Source organism: Streptomyces sp. NPDC030245, from assembly GCF_055572995.1.
Genome location: NZ_JBVICF010000001.1, coordinates 720,421 through 740,444, shown reverse-complemented (window position 1 = coordinate 740,444; position 20,024 = coordinate 720,421). Strand labels below are relative to the sequence as shown.

At 72.1% G+C, this 20,024-nt stretch carries 15 protein-coding genes; 11 read left to right on the top strand and 4 right to left on the bottom strand.

Annotated features, from left to right (window positions below; all coding sequences use genetic code 11):
* Positions 1 to 2: 2 nt before the first annotated feature.
* Positions 3 to 1,634 carry a carboxyl transferase domain-containing protein gene (locus ACZ4Z4_RS03205; RefSeq protein ID WP_468321367.1) on the bottom strand — a complete coding sequence of 544 codons (1,632 nt, stop codon included), beginning with the start codon at positions 1,632 to 1,634 and terminating at the stop codon, positions 3 to 5.
* Between the two features lie 120 nt (positions 1,635 to 1,754).
* Here ACZ4Z4_RS03205 and ACZ4Z4_RS03200 point away from each other — a divergent pair, with 120 nt between their 5' ends.
* The 4 genes from ACZ4Z4_RS03200 to ACZ4Z4_RS03185 all read left to right on the top strand — a co-directional run bounded on the left by ACZ4Z4_RS03200 (position 1,755) and on the right by ACZ4Z4_RS03185 (position 5,502).
* Positions 1,755 to 2,345 (top strand): SACE_7040 family transcriptional regulator, encoded by a 591-nt coding sequence (locus ACZ4Z4_RS03200; RefSeq protein ID WP_468321365.1) that lies wholly within the window; start codon positions 1,755 to 1,757, stop codon positions 2,343 to 2,345.
* Between the two features lie 93 nt (positions 2,346 to 2,438).
* Entirely contained in the window at positions 2,439 to 3,596 is a 1,158-nt protein-coding gene (locus tag ACZ4Z4_RS03195) for an acyl-CoA dehydrogenase family protein (RefSeq protein WP_468321363.1), read from the top strand.
* A 32-nt stretch (positions 3,597 to 3,628) separates the two neighbouring features.
* Positions 3,629 to 4,489 carry an acyl-CoA thioesterase gene (locus tag ACZ4Z4_RS03190; protein WP_468321360.1) on the top strand — a complete coding sequence of 287 codons (861 nt, stop codon included), beginning with the start codon at positions 3,629 to 3,631 and terminating at the stop codon, positions 4,487 to 4,489.
* 20 nt (positions 4,490 to 4,509) lie between these two features.
* Complete coding sequence (locus tag ACZ4Z4_RS03185; protein ID WP_468321358.1) at positions 4,510 to 5,502, top strand: cation diffusion facilitator family transporter; 993 nt, start codon at positions 4,510 to 4,512, stop codon at positions 5,500 to 5,502.
* Here ACZ4Z4_RS03185 and ACZ4Z4_RS03180 read toward each other — a convergent pair.
* Together ACZ4Z4_RS03180 and ACZ4Z4_RS03175 are read right to left on the bottom strand one after the other, a co-directional pair.
* Positions 5,463 to 6,251, bottom strand: a complete 789-nt coding sequence (locus tag ACZ4Z4_RS03180) for a phosphatase (protein ID WP_468321355.1) — start codon at positions 6,249 to 6,251, stop codon at positions 5,463 to 5,465. The two genes, ACZ4Z4_RS03185 and ACZ4Z4_RS03180, sit on opposite strands and share 40 nt — an antisense overlap.
* An 84-nt stretch (positions 6,252 to 6,335) precedes the next feature.
* Entirely contained in the window at positions 6,336 to 7,793 is a 1,458-nt protein-coding gene (locus ACZ4Z4_RS03175; protein WP_468321353.1) for a PucR family transcriptional regulator, read from the bottom strand.
* A gap of 178 nt (positions 7,794 to 7,971) precedes the next feature.
* Here ACZ4Z4_RS03175 and ACZ4Z4_RS03170 point away from each other — a divergent pair, with 178 nt between their 5' ends.
* From ACZ4Z4_RS03170 to ACZ4Z4_RS03140, 7 genes are all read left to right on the top strand, one after another.
* The gene (locus tag ACZ4Z4_RS03170; RefSeq protein ID WP_468321350.1) at positions 7,972 to 9,447 is read left to right on the top strand and encodes a sodium:solute symporter family protein; all 1,476 of its coding nucleotides are present in this window, start codon (positions 7,972 to 7,974) and stop codon (positions 9,445 to 9,447) included.
* A gap of 56 nt (positions 9,448 to 9,503) precedes the next feature.
* Positions 9,504 to 10,496 carry an agmatinase gene (gene speB, locus ACZ4Z4_RS03165; protein ID WP_468321347.1) on the top strand — a complete coding sequence of 331 codons (993 nt, stop codon included), beginning with the start codon at positions 9,504 to 9,506 and terminating at the stop codon, positions 10,494 to 10,496.
* Positions 10,493 to 12,181, top strand: coding sequence for a thiamine pyrophosphate-binding protein (locus tag ACZ4Z4_RS03160; RefSeq protein ID WP_468321344.1), 1,689 nt, complete (start codon positions 10,493 to 10,495; stop codon positions 12,179 to 12,181). The genes speB and ACZ4Z4_RS03160 overlap by 4 nt, the downstream gene beginning before the upstream one ends.
* A gap of 197 nt (positions 12,182 to 12,378) precedes the next feature.
* On the top strand, positions 12,379 to 13,278 hold the full coding sequence (locus tag ACZ4Z4_RS03155; protein WP_468322105.1) for a serine hydrolase: 900 nt from the start codon (positions 12,379 to 12,381) through the stop codon (positions 13,276 to 13,278).
* 139 nt (positions 13,279 to 13,417) lie between these two features.
* Positions 13,418 to 17,170, top strand: coding sequence for an ABC transporter ATP-binding protein (locus ACZ4Z4_RS03150; RefSeq protein WP_468321341.1), 3,753 nt, complete (start codon positions 13,418 to 13,420; stop codon positions 17,168 to 17,170).
* Between the two features lie 115 nt (positions 17,171 to 17,285).
* On the top strand, positions 17,286 to 17,693 hold the full coding sequence (locus ACZ4Z4_RS03145; RefSeq protein ID WP_468321338.1) for a hypothetical protein: 408 nt from the start codon (positions 17,286 to 17,288) through the stop codon (positions 17,691 to 17,693).
* Between the two features lie 89 nt (positions 17,694 to 17,782).
* Complete coding sequence (locus ACZ4Z4_RS03140; RefSeq protein ID WP_468321336.1) at positions 17,783 to 19,228, top strand: aminopeptidase; 1,446 nt, start codon at positions 17,783 to 17,785, stop codon at positions 19,226 to 19,228.
* A gap of 50 nt (positions 19,229 to 19,278) precedes the next feature.
* Here the strand turns inward: ACZ4Z4_RS03140 and ACZ4Z4_RS03135 are convergent, their stop codons facing one another.
* Positions 19,279 to 19,923, bottom strand: coding sequence for a hypothetical protein (locus ACZ4Z4_RS03135; protein WP_468322102.1), 645 nt, complete (start codon positions 19,921 to 19,923; stop codon positions 19,279 to 19,281).
* Positions 19,924 to 20,024 lie beyond the last annotated feature (101 nt).

Sequence of the window (20,024 nt, the reverse complement as noted above, 5' to 3'; positions counted from 1 at the left end):
CCTCACATCCGGAAGACGCCGAAAGCGGGCGCCGCGGGGTCCTTTTCGGGAAGCGGGGCGTTCGCACACGCCGTCAGGGCCAGGCCGAGGACCTGCCGGGTCTCCAGGGGGTCGATCACGCCGTCGTCCCAGAGGCGGGCCGTGGCGTAGTACGCGTTGCCCTGTTCCTCGTACTGGGCGCGGACCGGGTCCTTGAAGGCCTCTTCCTCCTCGGCGGTCCACTGCTCGCCGCGCGCCTCCAGCTGGTCGCGCTTGACCGTGGCGAGGACGGACGCGGCCTGCTCGCCGCCCATCACGGAGATCTTGGCGTTGGGCCACATCCACAGGAAGCGGGGGCTGTAGGCCCGGCCGCACATGGAGTAATTGCCCGCGCCGTACGAACCGCCGACGACGACCGTCAGCTTCGGCACGCGGGTGCAGGCCACCGCCGTCACCATCTTCGCGCCGTGCTTGGCGATGCCACCCGCCTCGTAGTCCCGGCCGACCATGAAGCCGGAGATGTTCTGAAGGAAGACCAGCGGGATGCCGCGCTGGTCGCAGAGCTCGATGAAGTGGGCGCCCTTCTGGGCGGACTCGGAGAACAGGATGCCGTTGTTCGCGACGATGCCGACCGGGTGGCCGTGGATGTGGGCGAAGCCGGTGACCAGCGTCGTGCCGTACTCCGCCTTGAACTCGGCGAAGCGGGAGCCGTCGACCACGCGCGCGATGACCTCGCGGACGTCGTAGGGCGTGCGGGAGTCCGTGGGCACCGCGCCGTACAGCCCCAGGGGGTCGGCCTTCGGCTCCTCGACGGGCCGCACGGTCCACGGCAGCGGGCCGCGCTCGGGGAGCGTGGAGACGATGGTGCGCACGATGCGCAGGGCGTGGGCGTCGTCCTCGGCGAGGTGGTCGGTGACTCCGGAGGTCCGCGAGTGGACCTCGCCGCCGCCGAGCTCCTCGGCGGTGACGACCTCGCCGGTGGCGGCCTTCACCAGCGGCGGGCCGCCGAGGAAGATCGTGCCCTGCTCGCGGACGATCACCGCCTCGTCGCTCATCGCGGGTACGTACGCCCCGCCGGCCGTGCAGGAGCCGAGGACGGCGGCGATCTGCGGGATGCCGGCGCCGGACATCCGCGCCTGGTTGTAGAAGATCCGCCCGAAGTGCTCGCGGTCGGGGAAGACCTCGTCCTGCATCGGCAGGAAGGCGCCGCCCGAGTCGACCAGGTAGAGACACGGGAGGCGGTTCTCCAGGGCCACCTCCTGGGCGCGCAGGTGCTTCTTCACCGTCATGGGGTAGTACGTGCCGCCCTTGACGGTGGCGTCATTGGCGACGATCACGCACTCGCGGCCCGAGACGCGGCCGATGCCGGCGATGACGCCGGCGGCCGGCGCGCCTCCCCCGTACAGCCCGTCGGCCGCCAGGGGCGCCAGCTCCAGGAAGGGGGAGCCGGGGTCGAGGAGCGTGTCCACCCGGTCGCGGGGCAGCAGCTTGCCGCGCGCCACATGGCGGTCCCGTGCCCGCTCGCCGCCGCCGAGCGCGGCCGCCGCGAGCTTGGCCCGCAGCTCGTCGACGAGGGCGGTGTGCGCCGCCTCGTTCGCCCGCCATGCCTCGGACGCGGGGTCAGCCGCGCTCGTCAGCACTGGTGCCTGCCGCATCAGTCGAGCCCCCTTGCTCGGTCCACCCGGTTCGCCCGGTCGACCTCTGATCGGTTAATGAGCGTTAACGCGTTTCCATCAGGTTAACGACCGCTAACCGAGCTGTCTAGAATCAATTCCATGGCCACCAGAACCGACGCCCCCACCCGTCGCGAGCAGATCCTCAAGGAAGCCGCCCGGCTCTTCGCCGAGCGGGGCTTCCACGGGGTCGGCGTGGATGAGATAGGAGCCGCCGTCGGCATCAGCGGGCCCGGTCTCTACCGGCACTTCGCGGGCAAGGACGCGATGCTCGCCGAGCTGCTCGTGGGCATCAGCGAACAGCTCCTGACCGGCGGCAGGCACTGCGTGGCCGACGTCGACGGATCGCCCGAGCGGGTCCTCGACGCGCTGATCCAGGGGCACATCGACTTCGCGCTCGACGACCGCTCCCTGATCACCCTGCACGACCGCGAGCTGGACCGCCTCCGGGACAGCGACCGGAAGCTGGTCCGCCAGCTCCAGCGGCAGTACGTCGAGATCTGGGTCGACGTCGTCCGCAAGGTCTACCCGGACCTCGCGGAGAAGGCGGCGCGCGTGGCCGTGCACGCCGTCTTCGGCCTGCTGAACTCCACGCCGCACCTCAGCCGCCGCGACGCGCTGCCCAGCCGGGGCGCCATGGCGGAGCTCCTGCACCGCCTGGCCCGGGGGGCCTTCGCTGCCGCCGCGGAGTGACACGCGTCTCTGGACGCTCTCGTGACCGCCGGGTAACCTGCCTCTGAGCAAGCGCTTAGTCGATGCAGGCAGCTGTGGCAGAGGGAGTTCTCCGTGCGCCGTACCGTTTTCAATGAGGACCACGAGGCGTTCCGGGAGACCCTGCGCGCCTTCATCGAGGCCGAGGTCGTCCCCGTCCACGACGAGTGGTTCGCCGCCGGTCAGGTGCCGCGCGAGTTCTACTACAAGCTCGCCGAGCTCGGCCTCTTCGGCATCAACGTCCCCGAGGAGTTCGGCGGCGCCGGCCTGGACACGCACAAGTTCGAGGCCATCCAGTACGAGGAGACCGCCCGCGCCGGCGTCTCCTTCGGCGGCTCCGGCGTCCACGTGCTGCTCGCCCTGCCGTACATCAAGATGCTCGCCACCGACGAGCAGAAGAAGCGCTACCTGGAGAAGTTCGTCTCCGCCGAGGAGATGTGGGCCCTCGCGATGACCGAGCCGGGCACCGGCTCCGACGTCGCGGGCATGAAGACCACCGCCAAGCTCTCCGAGGACGGCACCCACTACGTCCTCAACGGCGCCAAGACCTTCATCACCGGCGGCGTCCACGCCGACCGCGTGATCGTCTGCGCCCGCACCGCCGCCCCCACCGCGGAGGACCGCCGCTTCGGCATCTCCCTCTTCGCCGTCGACACCAAGTCCGAGGGCTACTCCGTCGGCCGCAAGCTCGACAAGCTCGGTCTGCGCACCTCCGACACCGCCGAGCTGGCCTTCGTCGACGTCAAGGTGCCCGTCGAGGACCTCCTCGGCGAGGAGAACAAGGGCTTCTACTACCTCGGCAGCAACCTCCCCTCCGAGCGCTGGGGCATCGCCTTCGGGGCGTACGCGCAGGCCAAGGCCGCCGTCCGGTTCGCCAAGCAGTACGTCCAGGACCGCACGGTCTTCGGCAAGCCGGTCGCCTCCTTCCAGAACACCAAGTTCGAGCTGGCCGCCTGCCAGGCCGAGGTGGACGCCGCGCAGGCCGTCGTCGACCGCGCCCTGGAGGCCCTGGACGCCGGTGAGCTGACCGCCGCGGAGGCCGCGTCCGCGAAGCTCTTCGCCACCGAGGTCGCGCACCGCGTCATCGACAAGTGCCTCCAGCTGCACGGCGGCTACGGCTTCATGAACGAGTACCCCATCGCCCGCCTGTACGCGGACAACCGGGTCAACCGCATCTACGGCGGCACCAGCGAGGTCATGAAGATGATCATCGCGAAGGACATGGGCCTGTAGAGCCGTCCGAGCCGTCCTGTAGAACTACCTCGATGAATCAGGCACTTGAGGACCTCCTCGATCTGCTCGACCTGGAGCGGATCGAGGAGGACATCTTCCGGGGCGTGAGCCGCTCGGCGCTCGTGCCCCGCGTCTTCGGCGGCCAGGTCGCCGCACAGGCCCTCGTCGCCGCCGGACGCACCGTCCCGGACGACAGGCCCGCGCACTCCCTGCACGCGTACTTCCTGCGCCCCGGTGACCCCGGCGCCCCCATCGTGTACCAGGTCGACCGGATCCGCGACGGCCGCTCCTTCACCACGCGCCGCGTCGTCGCCGTCCAGCACGGGCAGCCGATCTTCCACCTCTCCGCGTCCTTCCAGACGTACGAGGAGGGTTTGGAGCACCAGGCGCAGATGCCGCCCGCGCCCGATCCGGAGACGCTGCCCACCGCCGCCGAGACCCTCCCGCGCCACCTGCCGCCCCAGGTCGCCGACCGGCTCCTGGAGACCCGCGCCGCCGTCGACCTGCGCTACGCGGACGAGCCGCCCTGGGCCACCGTCGGCCGGCCGCGCCGACCCCGCTCCCAGGTGTGGTTCCGCACCGACGGCAAGCTCGCGGACGACTCCCTGCTGCACGTCTGCCTCGCCACGTACGTCTCCGACATGACCCTGCTCGACTCCGTGCTGCTCGCGCACGGGCGCGGCGGCTGGGCCGTCGGCGACGTCGTCGGCGCCTCCCTCGACCACGCCATGTGGTTCCACCGGCCCTTCCGCGCCGACGAATGGCTGCTGTACGACCAGGAGTCGCCGTCGTCCTCCGGCGGGCGCGGGCTCGGCCAGGCGCGCATCTGGACGCAGGACGGCCAGCTCGCGGTCACGGTCATCCAGGAGGGTGTCGTTCGCGTTCCCCGCTGATCGGACATACCGTCCGATACATGTCGGAGCAAGTGGAACAGCAGGACAACGGCGCGAGTGACGGGAGTGGCGAGAGCACCTTCACCGTCATCGTGGCCGCCGTCGCCAACCTCGGGATCGCGCTGGCCAAGGCCGTCGCGGGCGTCATCAGCGGCTCCAGCGCCATGCTCTCCGAAGCGGCGCACTCGGTGGCCGACACCGTCACCGAGCTGATGCTCCTCGTCTCCCTGAAGGCCAGTGACAGACCCGCCGACGAGGAGCACCCGCTCGGCTACGGAGGCGCCCGCTACATCTGGGCGCTGCTCGCCTCCGTCGCGACCTTCGTCGGCGGCGGTGTCTTCGCCGTCTACGACGGCATCCACACCCTCACCCACGGGGAGGAGCCGGGCGACCCGCTCATCTCCTACATCGTGCTCGCCATCGCCTTCCTCCTGGAGGGCTACTCGCTGCGCACCGGCCTGAAGCAGGCGCGCGGCGAGGCCGCCCGCTTCGGAGTGCACCTCAAGCGCTATCTGCGCCACACCCCCGACACCGCGGTCAAGGCCGTCGTGATGGAGGACTCGGCGGCGCTCGCGGGCCTCGTGCTCGCCGCGGCCGGACTGCTCGGCGGGCAGCTCACCGGGTCCGGCGTGTGGGACGGCGTCGCCTCGCTCTGCATCGGCGTGCTGCTCGTGTACGTCGCCTGGGTCCTCGGGCACGCCAACTCCGAGCTGCTCATCGGGCGTCCGCTGCCGCCGGAGATGCGGGCCGCGGTCCGTGCCGAACTGCTCGCCGACCCGTACGTCGTGGACGTACTGGAACTGACCACGCTCCTCCAGGGGCCCGAGGAGGCCCTGGTCGCCGCGAAGGTCGACTTCCGTGACGTGTCGACGGCCGCGGACATCGAGCGGGCCTGCGACCGGATGGCGCGACGCCTTCAGGAGCGCTTCCCCGCCGTCCGGCGGGTCTATCTGGATCCGACGCCGGGTCCGGCTCAGGACGCGGGCGTCAGCCCCGCCGCGTCCAGCAGATAGGCGGTCAGCGGGTCGTAGTGGCGCGGGCTCGTGACGTGGTCGTCGAGGGGCACGGTCACCTGCACGGTGCCCTCGGCCTCGCCGATGAACAGCGCCGGGTCGTTGCAGTCCGCGTACCCCACGGAGTCCAGGCCGCGCTGGCCCGCGCGCCCCGCCCAGCCGTGGTCGGCGACGACGAGGTCGGGCTGCGGGCGGCCCTCGCGCTCCAGGCCGTCCAGGATGGCGTTCATCGGCTCGGGGGAGTGCGTGTGCCACAGCGTCGCGCCGCGCTCCAGGACCGCCACGTCCGCGAATTGGAAGACCATGCCCTCGTCGGCCGTCAGGCCCTCCGGGATCACCACGATCTCGCAGCCCGCCGCGCGCAGGGCCGCCGCCGTCGCCCGGTGCACGTCGAGCAGCCCTCCGGGGTGGCCGGTCGCGAAGAGCACGCTCTCCCGGCCGGCCGCGGCCTTGCGCAGGCGCGCCGCCATCCGCTCCAGGGCGTCGACCGTCAGCTCCGGGTCGATGGTGTCCTGGCCGTGCCGGTACTGCGGGTCGTCGATGACGCCGCAGCGCTCCGCCATCACCGCGAGGACGTCCTGCTCGTCGGTCCACCGGTCGCCGAGCTCCAGACCGAGCCAGTAGTGGCGGTCGCCGTTCGCGAGCTTCCTGTAGTGGCTCAGGTTGTTGTCGCGGGGCGTGGCGACGTCACCCGCGATGCGGGTGCGGACGAGATGGTCGACGAGCGCGGCACGGCTGGGTATCGGCATGCGTCCCATTCTGCCGTCGGTGACGGTCCCGCGGTGGGCCGTCCCGAACCCCGGACCTGTGACCTGTGCCCCTTCGGCCCCCGGTCAGGACGCGCGGCTCAGCGCGAACCACAGCTCCATGCGTACGTCCGGGTCGTCCAGGTCCGCGCCGAGCAGCGCCGCGCACCGCGCGATCCGCTGGCGCACCGTGTTGCGGTGCACCCCGAGCGCCACCGCCGTGCGGTCCCAGCTGCCGTGCAGGGAGAGCCAGGTGCACAGGGTGGCGGTCAGTGCGTCGTTCCCGGCCAGTGGGGCGAGCAGCACGCGCGCGTGGGCGTCGGCCTCCTCGGGGGCGAGCAGGGCGGCGAGACCGTTCTCGTGGTGGCGTACGAGGGGCTGTCGGGTGGCCTCCGCGCGGCGCAGGGCGCGGGCCGCGCGGGGGTCGGCCGCGGGCAGGTCGCCGGGGGCGGCGGGGGCGGCGACGCCGAGGGCCCAGCCGTCCGTCGCGGTGACCTCGTGGCCCGCGGGGACGAGGAGGCGTACGACGTCGTCCTGGGGATCGACGAGGCCGGTGCCCAGCGCCGCGCCGAGGGCGGCCGCGGCCAGCGGGTTGCGCTCCCCGCGCGCGTGGACCACGGTCCACAGGTCGCTCCCCAGGAGCGGGCCGATCTCCTCCGGGGGCGCCCCGAGGAGCAGCCGTACCAGCGCCGCCGAGCGGGCCGCCTCGGAGGCGCCCTGGTGTTCGCCGGTGAGCAGCGACAGCAGGACGACCGCCGCCCCGGCGATGGTGTGGTCGCCCGGTTCGCGGCGCTCCGTGGCGATTCCGAGCACGAAGCCGCGGCCGCCGCCCAGGGCGTAGGCGGCCAGGTGGGTGGCGTCCACCGTGTCGGCGGCGGAGGCGGGGGCGGCGGGCGCGGGGCGGCGCACGACCCCGGTCAGCTCCCGCAGCGCGGCGCGTGCGGCGTCCCGCGCCTGCCCCGCCGCCTGGAGCTCCGTCCCGTCCGGCCCGTACAGCACCGCGGCGCCGCCGAGCCTGGCCGCCAGCTGACGCAGCACGGCGGGGACCGGGTCGGGCCGCGCCGCGGCCGTGGCGAGGCCCTGCTGCGCCTGCGTGACCCGGCGCAGCTCCGCGTGGCGCGCCTCGGCCATCAGCCGCCACACGGCGCGCGCGACCCCGCTGAAGGTGGTCCGCGGCGGGACCTCGACGAGCGGCAGGCCGTACCGATCGCAGGCCTCGGCCAGGGCGCGCGGCACCGTGTCGTGCAGGGGCGCGACGCCGAAGCCGAGGGCCGCGCCGCCCGCCGCGAGGATCCGGGCCACGTAGCCGTCGAGGTACGCGGCCGAGCCCGCCGGGTCCGTGATGTGCACGCCCGCGGTGAGGAGCAGCTCGCCGCCGAGCAGGTACGGGTACGGGTCGGCCATCTCCGAGGTGTGCACCCACTGCACGGCCGTGCCGGCCGCCCGCGCGTCGGGTCCTGCGATCTGGCGCAGGCCGAGGTCCTCGCGGGCGAGCAGCGCGGCGAGCGGGACGGGCGGGGTGGGGGGAGCCGTGGGGTCGGCCATGGTGGACGTTCCATCCGTCTGGGGCGCGGAGAGTGGAGGAAACGTACACTTCAGCGCCGCTTTCCGGCCACTTAGGGTCGTGCCGACCGCAGGCCTCGGGTACGGGCGGATGTCCCCGCGGCCGGTCCTCACCCCATCTGCACGACACGCCACCGAGGTGCGCGAAGGAGGCCCCCATATGGCCGTCGACTACACAGTGATCGTCGTCTATCTCGCCGGGATGCTGGCCATGGGCTGGTGGGGCATGCGCCGCGCCAGGTCCAAGGCCGAGTTCCTGGTCGCAGGGCGCCGCCTCGGGCCGTGGATGTACTCCGGGACCATGGCGGCGATCGTCCTCGGCGGTGCCTCCACCATCGGCGGTGTCGGCCTCGGCTACCAGTACGGGCTCTCCGGCGCCTGGATGGTCTTCACCATCGGCCTCGGGCTGCTCGCGCTGAGCGTGTTCTTCTCCGCCCGCATCGCGCGCCTGAAGGTGTACACCGTCTCCGAGATGCTCGACCTGCGCTACGGAGGGCGCGCGGGCGTCATCTCCGGAGTGGTCATGTGGGCGTACACGCTGATGCTCGCGGTCACCTCGACCATCGCGTACGCCACGATCTTCGACGTCCTCTTCGACCTGAACCGCACCGTGGCGATCGTCCTCGGCGGCTCGATCGTCGTCGCCTACTCCACGCTTGGCGGCATGTGGTCCATCACGCTCACCGACATGGTGCAGTTCGTGGTGAAGACGGTCGGCGTGCTGCTGCTCCTGCTGCCCATCGCCGTCGTCAAGGCGGGCGGGTTCAGTGAGATGAAGGCCAAGCTGCCCACCGAGTACTTCGACCCGCTCGGCGTCGGCGGCGAGACGATCTTCACGTACGTGCTGATCTATACGTTCGGCATGCTCATCGGCCAGGACATCTGGCAGCGCGTCTTCACCGCCCGCAGCGACAAGGTCGCCCGCTATGGAGGCACCGTCGCCGGCACGTACTGCCTGGTCTACGCGATCGCGGGCGCCGTCATCGGCACCGCCGCCAAGGTCATGTACCCGAAGCTGCCCAGCGCCGACGCGGCCTTCGCGACCATCGTCAAGGACGAACTCCCCATGGGCGTACGAGGACTGGTCCTCGCCGCCGCGCTCGCCGCCGTCATGTCGACGTCCTCCGGGGCGCTCATCGCCTGCGCGACCGTCGCCAACAACGACATCTGGTCGCGGCTGCGGGGCGTGGTCGCCAAGGGCGGCGACGAGCCGCACGACGAGGTCAAGGGCAACCGCGCCTTCATCCTCGTCATGGGCGTCGGCGTGATCGGCATCGCCATCGCGCTCAACGACGTCGTCGAGGCCCTGACCGTCGCGTACAACCTCCTCGTCGGCGGCCTGCTCGTGCCGATCCTCGGCGGTCTGCTGTGGCGCCGCGGCACCGCGGCCGGCGCGCTCGCCGCGGTCGCCGCCGGCGGCCTCTCGGTCATCGGGCTCATGTGGGGGTACGGGATCCTCGCCAACGAACCTGTCTACTACGGCCTGCTGACCTCACTCGTCGTCTACGTGGTGGTCTCCTTCGCGACGAAGCCCACCGACGCCGCGGTCCTCGCCGCCTGGCGCGAGCGCCTCGCCGGGCGCGGCGCCGACCCCGAGCCCGAGCCCGAGACCGAACCGACCCCCGTACCTCAGTAAAGTCAGAAAGCGCCCACAAAGCGCATCGAAGCGTAAAAAGGAAGGCACTCCCCACCATGAGCAGCATCGAGACGCCCCGCGGCCCCGTCGACTCCTCCCGCATCCCCCGGTACGCGGGCCCGGCGACGTACGCCCGGCTGCCCCGCCTCGACGAGGTCGGCGGCAAGGCGGACGTCGCGGTGGTCGGCGTGCCCTTCGACTCCGGCGTCTCGTACCGCCCCGGCGCCCGCTTCGGCGGCAACGCGATCCGCGAGGCCTCCCGCCTCCTGCGCCCCTACAACCCGGCGCAGGACGCCTCGCCCTTCGCGCTCGCGCAGGTCGCCGACGCGGGCGACATAGCGGCCAACCCGTTCAACATCAACGAGGCCGTGGAGACCATCGAGGCCGCCGCCGACGACCTCCTCGGCTCCGGCGCCCGCATGATGACCCTCGGCGGCGACCACACCATCGCGCTGCCGCTGCTCCGCTCCGTCGCCAAGAAGCACGGCCCGGTCGCGCTGCTCCACTTCGACGCGCACCTGGACACCTGGGACACCTACTTCGGCGCCGAGTACACGCACGGCACGCCGTTCCGCCGGGCCGTCGAGGAGGGCATCCTCGACACCGAGGCGCTCTCCCACGTCGGCACGCGCGGCCCGCTGTACGGCAAGAAGGACCTCACCGACGACGAGAAGATGGGCTTCGGCATCGTCACCTCCGCGGACATCTACCGCCGCGGCGCCGACGAGGTCGCCGACCAGCTCCGCCAGCGCATCGGCGACCGCCCCCTCTACATCTCCATCGACATCGACTGCCTCGACCCGGCCCACGCCCCGGGCACCGGCACGCCGGAGGCCGGCGGCATGACCTCGCGTGAGCTGCTCGAAATCCTGCGGGGCCTCGCCTCCTGCAACCTCGTCTCCGCCGACGTCGTGGAGGTCGCCCCCGCGTACGACCACGCCGAGATCACGGCCGTCGCCGCCTCCCACACGGCGTACGAACTGACGACGATCATGTCCCGCCAGATCGCCGAGGCGCGCCTGCCCCGCCAGGCGGTGAGCGAGCGGTGAGCCACGACCACGACATCGTCCTGCGGCCCACCGCCGCGCAGACCGAGGCCGCCCTGCACCCGCCCGCCGGGCGCAACGGCGGCGACCTCGTCATGGAGACCCTCGCGGGGCTCGGCGCGACCACCGTCTTCGGCCTGCCCGGCCAGCACGCGCTCGGCATGTTCGACGCGCTGCGGCGCTCCTCGCTCTCGTACGTCGGACTCCGCGTCGAGAACAACACCGGGTTCGCGGCGGACGCGTACGGCCGGATCACCGGCGAGGTCGCCCCGCTGCTGCTCTCCACCGGGCCCGGCGCGCTGACCTCGCTCGCCGCGCTCCAGGAGGCGGCGGCGGGCTCCTCGCCGGTCCTCGCGATCGGCAGTCAGGTGCCGGTGGCGGGGCTCGGCGGCGGGCGCCACGGCTACCTGCACGAGCTCCGCGACCAGCAGGCCTCGTTCCGCGACGTGGTCAAGTCCGTGCACACGGTCCGCACGGCCTCGCAGATCCCCTCCGCGATCGCCGCGGCCTGGGAGTCGGCGCTCACCGCGCCGCACGGCCCCGTCTGGGTGGAGATCCCGCAGGACGTGCTGCTCGCCGGGACGACGCTGCCGGTCGTGACGGCGATGGACGCGACGCCGGACGAGGTCGTGCCGCGCCCCGAGCTCACCGCCGTGGCCGCCGACCTCCTGTCGCGCGCCGAGCGGCCCGCGATCATCGCGGGTGGCGGTGTCGTGCGCGCGGACGCCTCCGGCAAGCTCCGCGCGCTCGCCGAGCTGGTGAACGCCCCGGTCGTCACGACCTTCGGCGGCAAGGGCGCCTTCCCCTGGGAGCACCCGCTCTCGCTCCAGTCGTGGCTGGAGGACCGGCACACCACGGACTTCCTGGAGGACGCCGACGTCCTGCTGGTGGTGGGCTCCGGGCTCGGCGAACTCTCCTCGAACTACCACACGTTCAAGCCCCGCGGCCGGGTCATCCAGATCGAGGCGGACGCCGGGAAGCTGGAGTCCAACCACCCCGGGCTCGGCATCCACGCGGACGCGCGGATCGCCCTGTCGGCGCTCCTGGAGACCATCGACGCGCCCCGCGAGGACCCGTCGGCGCCCGAGCGGGTCGCCGCCGTGCTGGGGAAGGTCCGCGAGCGGATCGCCGCGCAGGACCTCGCCCTGGAGCAGCAGGTGCTCGCCGCCGTCCGCGACGCCCTCCCCGACGCGTCACCGTCCTTCTGGGACATGACGATCCTCGCGTACTGGGCGTGGTCGGCGTTCGACGCGCGGCGCCCGAACACCATGCACTCGGCGCAGGGCGCGGGCGGCCTCGGCTACGGCTTCCCCGCGGCGCTCGGCGCGGCCGTCGCGGACCCCTCCCACCCGGTGCTCGCCGTCTCCGGCGACGGCGGCGCGATGTACTCGATCGCGGAGCTGGCCACGGCGCGGCAGTACGACCTGCCGGTGACCTGGCTGATCGTCGACGACGGCGGCTACGGCATCCTGCGCGAGTACATGTCCGACGCCTTCGGCGAGGCGACGGCGACGGAACTGGCGCGGCCCGACTTCGTGCGGCTCGCGGAGTCCTTCGGGGTGCCGGGCGTGCTGTCGTCGCCGGAGACGCTCCGGGACGACCTGGCGAAGGCGCTGGCCGAACCGGGTCCTTCGGTGGTGGTGCTTCCGGCGCTGCTGAGGATGTTCGCGCCGACGCATCTGGGCTGACCGGCCCGGCCTGGACGGCCTGACCGGCCGAGATTTCTCATACAAGTCATACAACCCTTCACCGGTGCCGGTGAGTCATGTGAAGCGAGCGCGTCGGGGGACGCGCTTGTACGGGCCCCCTGGGTCTTGTACGGACCCAAGGGGATGGGAAGAACTCCATGACTCACCCGGTATCCGGGATATCCCGGCGCGCCCGCATGCTCTCGGCGGGACTCGCCGCCGGAGTGCTCGTGCCGCTCGGCACCGCAGCCACCGCGACGCCCGCCGCCGCGGCGCCGGCACCCACGGTCACCTGCACCTCCGCACAGGCCGGCCTGGCCGCCAAGCTCACCAAGGACATCACCGCCGCCCTGAAGAACCGCAAGGGCACCGTCGCGGTCGGCCTCCACGACCGCACCACCGACACCACCTGCACCCTGCGCGCGGGCACCTCGTTCGACTCGGCGAGCATCGTCAAGACGACGGTCCTCGCGGCGCTCCTGTGGGACGCGAAGAAGACCGACCGGAAGCTGACCGAGCGCGAGTCGGACCTCGCGTACGCCATGATCACCAAGTCGGACAACGCGGCGACCAGCACGCTCTGGCGGCAGCTCGGCACGGGGAAGATCAAGGGCTTCCTCAAGGCCGCGAAGATGACGAAGACCACGCCCGGGGCCGACGGCTACTGGGGCCTGACCAGGATCAACGCGACGGACGAGCAGAAGCTGCTCGCGCTGATCACCGCCAAGAACTCCGTCCTGAGCGACAACGCGCGCGCCTACATCCTCAAGCTGATGGGCAAGGTCGTCTCCTCGCAGCGCTGGGGCACCCCGGCGGGCGCCCCCTCCGGCGTCAAGATCCACGTCAAGAACGGCTGGCTCCAGCGGTCGACCCACGGCTGGCGGGTGCACAGCATCGGCGCGTTCAAGGGCGGCGGCCACGACTACACGATCTCCGTGCTCACGCACGGGAACAGCACGATGAACTACGGCGTCGCCACGATCCAGGGGGTCGCCAAGGCGATCCACAAGGACCTGGCGCCCAGGGCCTCGGCGGCGGGCAGGTACACCCCGACCACCACGCCGAAGGAGGCGTTCGTGGCGGTGCCCAGCAGCTGAGTGCTTCGCTGCGGCTTCGTCGTGGCTTGTCGCGCAGTTCCCCGCGCCCCTTAGGGGGCGCGGTTTGTTGCCGTGGGATGAAATCCGCCCGTCACGGTGTTGGTGCCTTCCGGCAGAGCAGACGACCAGGAGGCACCGAGTGGCGGAGCAACGGGGTGGGGCCGAGCGGGAGAAATCCGGCTGGGCCAAGCGGCTGACCGGGTACGCGTGGCGGTATCCGAAGGACGTCGTGCTCGCGCTCGGCTCCTCGCTCGGCGGCATGGCCGTCATGGCCCTCGTGCCGCTGATCACCAAGGTGATCATCGACGACGTCATAGGCCAGGACGGACAGGGCGGCGACCGGTCCATGGGCCCCTGGGCAGGGGCCCTGATCGGCGCCGCCCTCGTCGTCTACGTCCTCACCTACATCCGCCGCTACTACGGCGGCCGCCTCGCCCTCGACGTCCAGCACGACCTGCGGACCGAGATGTACGGGACGATCACGAGGCTCGACGGGCGGCGTCAGGACGAGCTGTCCACCGGGCAGGTCGTCGGACGCGCCACCAGCGACCTCCAGCTCATCCAGGGCCTGCTCTTCATGCTGCCGATGACCATCGGCAACATCCTGCTCTTCGTGATCTCCCTCGTGATCATGGCGTGGCTCTCCCTGCCGCTCACCCTCGTCGCCCTCGCCGTCGCCCCCGCCCTCTGGTTCATCGCCCGCCGCTCCCGCTCCCGGCTGCACCCCGCGACCTGGTACGCGCAGGCCCAGGCCGCCGCCGTCGCCGGAGTGGTCGACGGCGCCGTCAGCGGCGTACGCGTGGTGAAGGGCTTCGGGCAGGAGGAGCAGGAGACCGGGAAGCTCCGCGAGGTGGGGCGCAGGCTCTTCGCCGGGCGGCTGCGGACCATCCGCCTCAACGCCCGCTACACCCCCGCCCTCCAGGCCGTCCCCATGCTCGGCCAGGTCGCCATGCTCGCCGTCGGCGGCTGGCTCGCGGTCGAGGGGGAGATCACCCTCGGCACGTTCGTCGCCTTCTCCACCTACCTCGCCCAGCTCGTCGGACCCGTGCGCATGCTCGCCATGGTCCTCACCGTCGGACAGCAGGCCCGCGCGGGCGTCGAGCGCGTCCTCGAACTCATCGACACCGAGCCGAGCATGCAGGACGGGACGAAGGAGCTGCCCGCCGACGCCCCCGCCACCGTCGAGTTCGACGACGTCGGCTTCGGATACGAAGACGACCGCCCTGTCCTCAGCGGCCTCTCCTTCGAGATCCGGCCCGGCGAGACCCTCGCCGTCGTCGGCTCCTCCGGCAGCGGCAAGTCCACCGTCTCGCTGCTCCTGCCGCGCTTCTACGACGTGACGCACGGCGCCGTCCTCATCGGCGGCCACGACGTGCGCGAGCTGACCCTCGACTCCCTGCGCTCCGCCATCGGGCTCGTCCCCGAGGACTCCTTCCTCTTCTCCGACACCGTGGGCGCCAACATCGCCTACGGCCACCCGGACGCCACCCGCGAGGAGATCGAGACCGCCGCCCGCGCCGCCCAGGCCCACGGATTCATATCCGACCTGCCCGAGGGGTACGACACCAAGGTCGGCGAGCAGGGCCTCACCCTCTCCGGCGGCCAGCGCCAGCGCATCGCGCTCGCCCGCGCCATCCTCACCGACCCCCGCCTCCTCGTCCTCGACGACGCCACATCGGCGGTCGACGCGCGCGTGGAGCACGAGATCCACGAGGCCCTGCGGGGTGTGATGGCGGGGCGGACCACCCTGCTCATCGCCCACCGGCGCTCCACCCTCGGCCTCGCCGACCGCATCGCCGTCCTCGACGAAGGACGCCTCGCCGACCTCGGCACGCACGACGAGCTGGAGGAGCGCTCCGCCCTCTACCGGCGGCTGCTCACCGACCCCGACGAGCTCGGCGGCGTCTCGCCCGGCCACGCCCTCCCGGCCGACCGGCCCGAGGACACCTCCGTACGCGACGAGCTCGACGCCGAGTTCGACGCGGAGCGCGGCATCACGCCCGCCCTGTGGACCGGCGACCGGGAGCCGAAGGACACCACCCTCGCCGGGATGCCGTCCACCCCCGAACTGCTCGCCCAGGTCGAGGCGCTGCCCCCGGCCACCGACACCCCCGGCATCGACGAGGCGCGGGCCGTCACGCCCGAGGAGTCGTACGGGCTGCGCAGACTGCTCGCCGGCTTCGGGGTGCCGCTCCTGTTCAGCCTGCTGCTCGTCGCCGTCGACGCGGGCATGGGGCTGCTGCTGCCCGTCCTGATCCGGCACGGCATCGACGAGGGCGTCAACGAGCTCGCGCTCGGCGCCGTCTGGGCCGCGGCCGGCCTCGCGCTCGCCGCCGTCGTCGTGCAGTGGGTGGCGCAGACCGGCGAGATGCGGATGACCGGAAGGACCGGCGAGCGGGTCCTCTACTCGCTCCGGCTGAAGATCTTCTCGCAGCTCCAGCGGCTCGGACTCGACTACTACGAACGCGAGCTGACCGGGCGCATCATGACCCGGATGACGACCGACGTGGACGCGCTCTCCACGTTCCTCCAGACCGGACTCGTCACCGCGTTCGTCTCCGTCGTCACCTTCTTCGGCATCATGGCCGCGCTGCTCGTCATCGACGTGGAGCTCGCCCTCGTCGTCTTCGCGACACTGCCGCTCCTGGTCGTCGGCACGTACTTCTTCCGCAAGGCCAGCGTGAAGGCGTACGAACTGGCGCGCGAGCGCGTCTCCGTCGTCAACGCCGACCTCCAGGAGTCCGTCGCCGGACTGCGCATCGTGCAGGCCTTCCGGCGCGAGCGCGCGGGCGCCGAGCGGTTCGCGGAGAACAGCGACAGCTACCGCAAGGCCCGCATCCGCGGCCAGTGGCTGATCTCCGTGTACTTCCCCTTCGTGCAGTTCCTGTCGTCCGTCGCCGTCGTCGCCGTCCTGATCGTCGGCGCGGGCCGCGTCGAGGCGGGCACGCTCACGACCGGCGCGCTCGTCGCGTACCTCCTCTACATCGACCTGTTCTTCGCCCCCGTGCAGCAGCTGTCGCAGGTCTTCGACGGCTACCAGCAGGCGTCCGTCTCGCTGGGCCGCATCCAGGAACTGCTCCAGGAGCCGACGTCGACGAAGGCCGCGCGGGAGCCGATGGAGGTGCTGTCGCTGCGCGGCGAGATCGCCTTCGAGGACGTCGACTTCGCGTACGCGGCCACCGGCGACGGCGACCCCGAGGAGGCGCTCAGCGGCGTACGCCTGCGCATCCCCGCGGGCCAGACCGTCGCCTTCGTCGGCGAGACCGGCGCGGGCAAGTCGACGCTCGTGAAGCTCGTCGCCCGCTTCTACGACCCCACCGGCGGGCGCGTCACGGTCGACGGCACGGACCTGCGCTCCCTCGACCTCACCTCGTACCGCCACCGCCTCGGTGTCGTGCCGCAGGAGGCGTACCTCTTCGCCGGGACGGTCCGCGACGCCATCGCCTACGGCCGCCCGGACGCCACCGACGCCGAGGTCGAGGCGGCCGCCCGCGCGGTCGGCGCGCACGACATGATCGCCACCCTGGAGGGCGGCTACCTGCACGAGGTGAACGAGCGGGGCCGCAACCTCTCCGCGGGGCAGCGCCAGCTCATCGCGCTGGCCCGCGCCGAACTGGTCGACCCCGACATCCTGCTCCTCGACGAGGCGACGGCCGCCCTCGACCTCGTCACGGAGGCGCAGGTCAACCAGGCCACGGACCGCATCGCCGGAAGGCGCACGACACTCGTCGTCGCCCACCGGCTGACCACGGCGGCCCGCGCCGACCGGGTCGTCGTCATGGACCACGGCCGGGTCGCGGAGGACGGCACGCACGAGGAGCTCCTCGCGCTGGACGGGCGGTACGCGCGGCTGTGGCGGACGTTCGTGGGGGAGCCGGTCGAAGCGGCCTGAGACGGGCGGCGCACGCGGCAGCGCGGGAAAAGGTGCGGTTCCCCCGCAACCGCGAGGGGCCCGGGGTGCGTCCGTACACCAGTACGCTGAGGCAGGAGTGGCGGGAGGGGCAACCGTGAGCAGTGAGCGGAGCAGTGGCCGGATACGACGGCGGCTGACGCTCGGCACCGCCGTGCTCGCCGCCGCCGTCCTGCTCGCCCTCGCGGGCCCCGGCACCGCCTCCGCACAGGCCGTCACCGGTCTCTGCGCGGGACGCAAGGTGCGCACGCTCCCCTTCAGCACCGGCCGGGTCGACGTCTTCAAGACCCGCGGCTACGTCTGCGCCGTGGCCTTCGCCAAGCACACGGGCGCCCGCAAGACGATGTCCGTCAGCGTCCAGGCCCGCGGCAGCAGGCCCGCCCGCGACAAGGGCCGCTACTCCCACCACGCGGGCCCGGTGACGGTCCACGCGGGTCACCGCTGCGTGTGGGTGAAGGGGAAGATCGGCGGGCACGGGGTCAGTTCGGGCTGGATTCTCTGCTGATCCCCTTGGACGGAGTGCAACTCCCTCTGGTGTGGACCCAGTTGCTTCGTTAGGTTCCGGGGCATCGCTGTGTCGACAGGGGAGGGTGCATGCGCAAGACGCTCAGATGGGTGCTGTCGCTCGTGGTGCTGATAGGCACGGCGGGCGCGGCCGGAGCGACGACGACCGGGGCGGCCACAGCCGCGGAAACGGTCACCACCGACACCACAGACGCTACAGATGCCACGGACATCAAGGACAGGCTGCTCGCCATACCCGGCATGAGCCTGATCGAGGAGAAGCCGTATCCCGGCTACCGCTTCTTCGTCCTCAACTACACCCAGCCGGTCGACCACCGGCACCCCTCCAAGGGCACCTTCAAGCAGCGCCTCACCGTGCTGCACAAGGACACCAGCCGCCCCACGGTCTACTACACCAGCGGCTACAGCGTCTCCACGAACCCCGGCCGCCGCGAGCCGACGCAGATCGTCGACGGCAACCAGGTCTCCATGGAGTATCGATTCTTCACGCCGTCGCGCCCCGACCCCGCCGACTGGTCCAAGCTCGACATCTGGCAGGCCGCCACCGACCAGCACCGCATCTACCGGGCGCTCAAGCCGATCTACGGCAAGAAGTGGCTGGCCACCGGCGTCTCCAAGGGCGGCATGACCGCCACGTACTACGAGCGCTTCTATCCGCGCGACATGGCGGGCATCGTCTCCTACGTGGCCCCCAATGACGTCGTCGACAAGGAGGACTCGGCCTACGACGAGTTCCTCGCGGGCGTCGGCACCAAGGAGTGCCGCGACCGGATCCAGGCCGTGCAGCGCGAGGCGCTGGTGCGCAGGGAACCGCTCTCGGCGAAGCTCGCGGCCTACGCCGGGGCGGAGGGCTACACCTTCAAGACCGTCGGCACGCTGGACAAGGCCTTCGAAGCCGTCGTCATGGACCTCGTCTGGGGCTTCTGGCAGTACCAGCCCGCCGCCACCGCCTGCGGCAGGATCCCGGACGCGGCCACCATGACCGACCAGGCCCTCTTCGACTACGTCGACTCGGTGGGCGGCTGGTCCTCCTACACCGACCAGGGCCTCGCCCCCTACACGCCGTACTACTACCAGGCGGGCACCGAGCTCGGCGCCCCCACCATCAAGCAGCCCTGGCTCGGCGACCTGAGCCGGTACGGCTACCAGCCGCCGCGGAACTTCGTGCCGCGCGAGATCCCGATGAAGTTCAAGCCGCACGCGATGCGGGACATCGACCGCTGGGTGCGGCACAACGCGCACCGGATGATGTACGTCTACGGCGAGTACGACCCGTACGGCGCCGAGCAGTTCCGTCCCGCGCGCGGCGCCGAGCACGACAGTCACGTCTTCACGGCGCCCGGCGCCAACCACGGGGCGACCGTGGCGCAGCTGGTCGCCGACGAGAAGGCGAAGGCCACGCAGCGGATCCAGACGTGGGCCGGGGTGCCGTCCGACTCCGGCAAGCCGCTCGCCGCGTACGACAAGAAGCTCGACCGGCGCGACGTGCGGGAGGAGCGGACGCTGCGGCCGTAGGACGGCCGGCGCTTTCGCGCTTTCCGGGGGCCGACGCGGTGCGTCGGCCCCTACAGCCGTACCGCGCAGCCCACGGGCCGCTTCCCGTCCAGGGTCACGTAGAGCCGGGTGGCGGCGGGGCACGCGGCGCGGTCCCTCACCGCCGCCGTCACGCGGTACTCCGGGTGCCGCTCGCCCGAGCCGTCGCAGGCCGTCTCGCGCACCTCCCCGCGCCCCGCGCCGTACACGCAGTCCCCGACGACGGTCCGCGGTCCTCCGCCGCCACCGGGGTCGCCGGGATGCGGTGGCTCCAGGTTCCGCATGCAGGCGTAGCCCTGCGGGATCTCGCCGTCGCCGTCCTCGTCGACGGCGGGCCTGCTCTCGCTGATGTGCAGCACGAAGTCCGTGTGCGGCGGGCACGCGGGGCCCTGCCGGACCGTGCCGTCGTAGCGCGCGACGACCCGCGCGACCGCCCGTTCACTGCCGCACGGGACCTCCGTGGACGCCTCGCGGCCCCGTGACCGTGAACTGCACTCGTCCATGGCGAGGAACACGGTGTCGGTGGGGGTGGGGCCGGCGGGGCGGGAGGTGGTGGCGTCCGGGGCGGAGCCGCCCGGTTTCTGGCAGCCGGTCAGGACGGCCGGCGCGGTCAGGACGGCCAGCGCGGTCAGCGCCGCCGTGACGGCGGGCAGCAGTGTGCGGACGCAGGCAACCATGGCCATCCCCCCGGTGCGCGCACCTCAGCGTGGCCCGCCGGAGCGGGCGCACACCAGGCACGCGGGCGGCTTTCGGCCGCTTGGGGGTGGCGCGCGGGCGG

Excerpts from the sequence above, each read along its gene's own strand:
- ACZ4Z4_RS03205 (WP_468321367.1), bottom strand. The coding sequence starts at position 1,634 with ATGCGGCAGGCACCAGTGCTGACGAGCGCGGCTGACCCCGCGTCCGAG.
- ACZ4Z4_RS03200 (WP_468321365.1), top strand. The coding sequence starts at position 1,755 with ATGGCCACCAGAACCGACGCCCCCACCCGTCGCGAGCAGATCCTCAAG.
- ACZ4Z4_RS03190 (WP_468321360.1), top strand. The coding sequence starts at position 3,629 with ATGAATCAGGCACTTGAGGACCTCCTCGATCTGCTCGACCTGGAGCGG.
- ACZ4Z4_RS03185 (WP_468321358.1), top strand. The coding sequence starts at position 4,510 with ATGTCGGAGCAAGTGGAACAGCAGGACAACGGCGCGAGTGACGGGAGT.
- ACZ4Z4_RS03180 (WP_468321355.1), bottom strand. The coding sequence starts at position 6,251 with ATGCCGATACCCAGCCGTGCCGCGCTCGTCGACCATCTCGTCCGCACC.
- ACZ4Z4_RS03175 (WP_468321353.1), bottom strand. The coding sequence starts at position 7,793 with ATGGCCGACCCCACGGCTCCCCCCACCCCGCCCGTCCCGCTCGCCGCG.
- ACZ4Z4_RS03170 (WP_468321350.1), top strand. The coding sequence starts at position 7,972 with ATGGCCGTCGACTACACAGTGATCGTCGTCTATCTCGCCGGGATGCTG.
- speB (WP_468321347.1), top strand. The coding sequence starts at position 9,504 with ATGAGCAGCATCGAGACGCCCCGCGGCCCCGTCGACTCCTCCCGCATC.
- ACZ4Z4_RS03155 (WP_468322105.1), top strand. The coding sequence starts at position 12,379 with ATGCTCTCGGCGGGACTCGCCGCCGGAGTGCTCGTGCCGCTCGGCACC.
- ACZ4Z4_RS03140 (WP_468321336.1), top strand. The coding sequence starts at position 17,783 with ATGCGCAAGACGCTCAGATGGGTGCTGTCGCTCGTGGTGCTGATAGGC.
- ACZ4Z4_RS03135 (WP_468322102.1), bottom strand. The coding sequence starts at position 19,923 with ATGGTTGCCTGCGTCCGCACACTGCTGCCCGCCGTCACGGCGGCGCTG.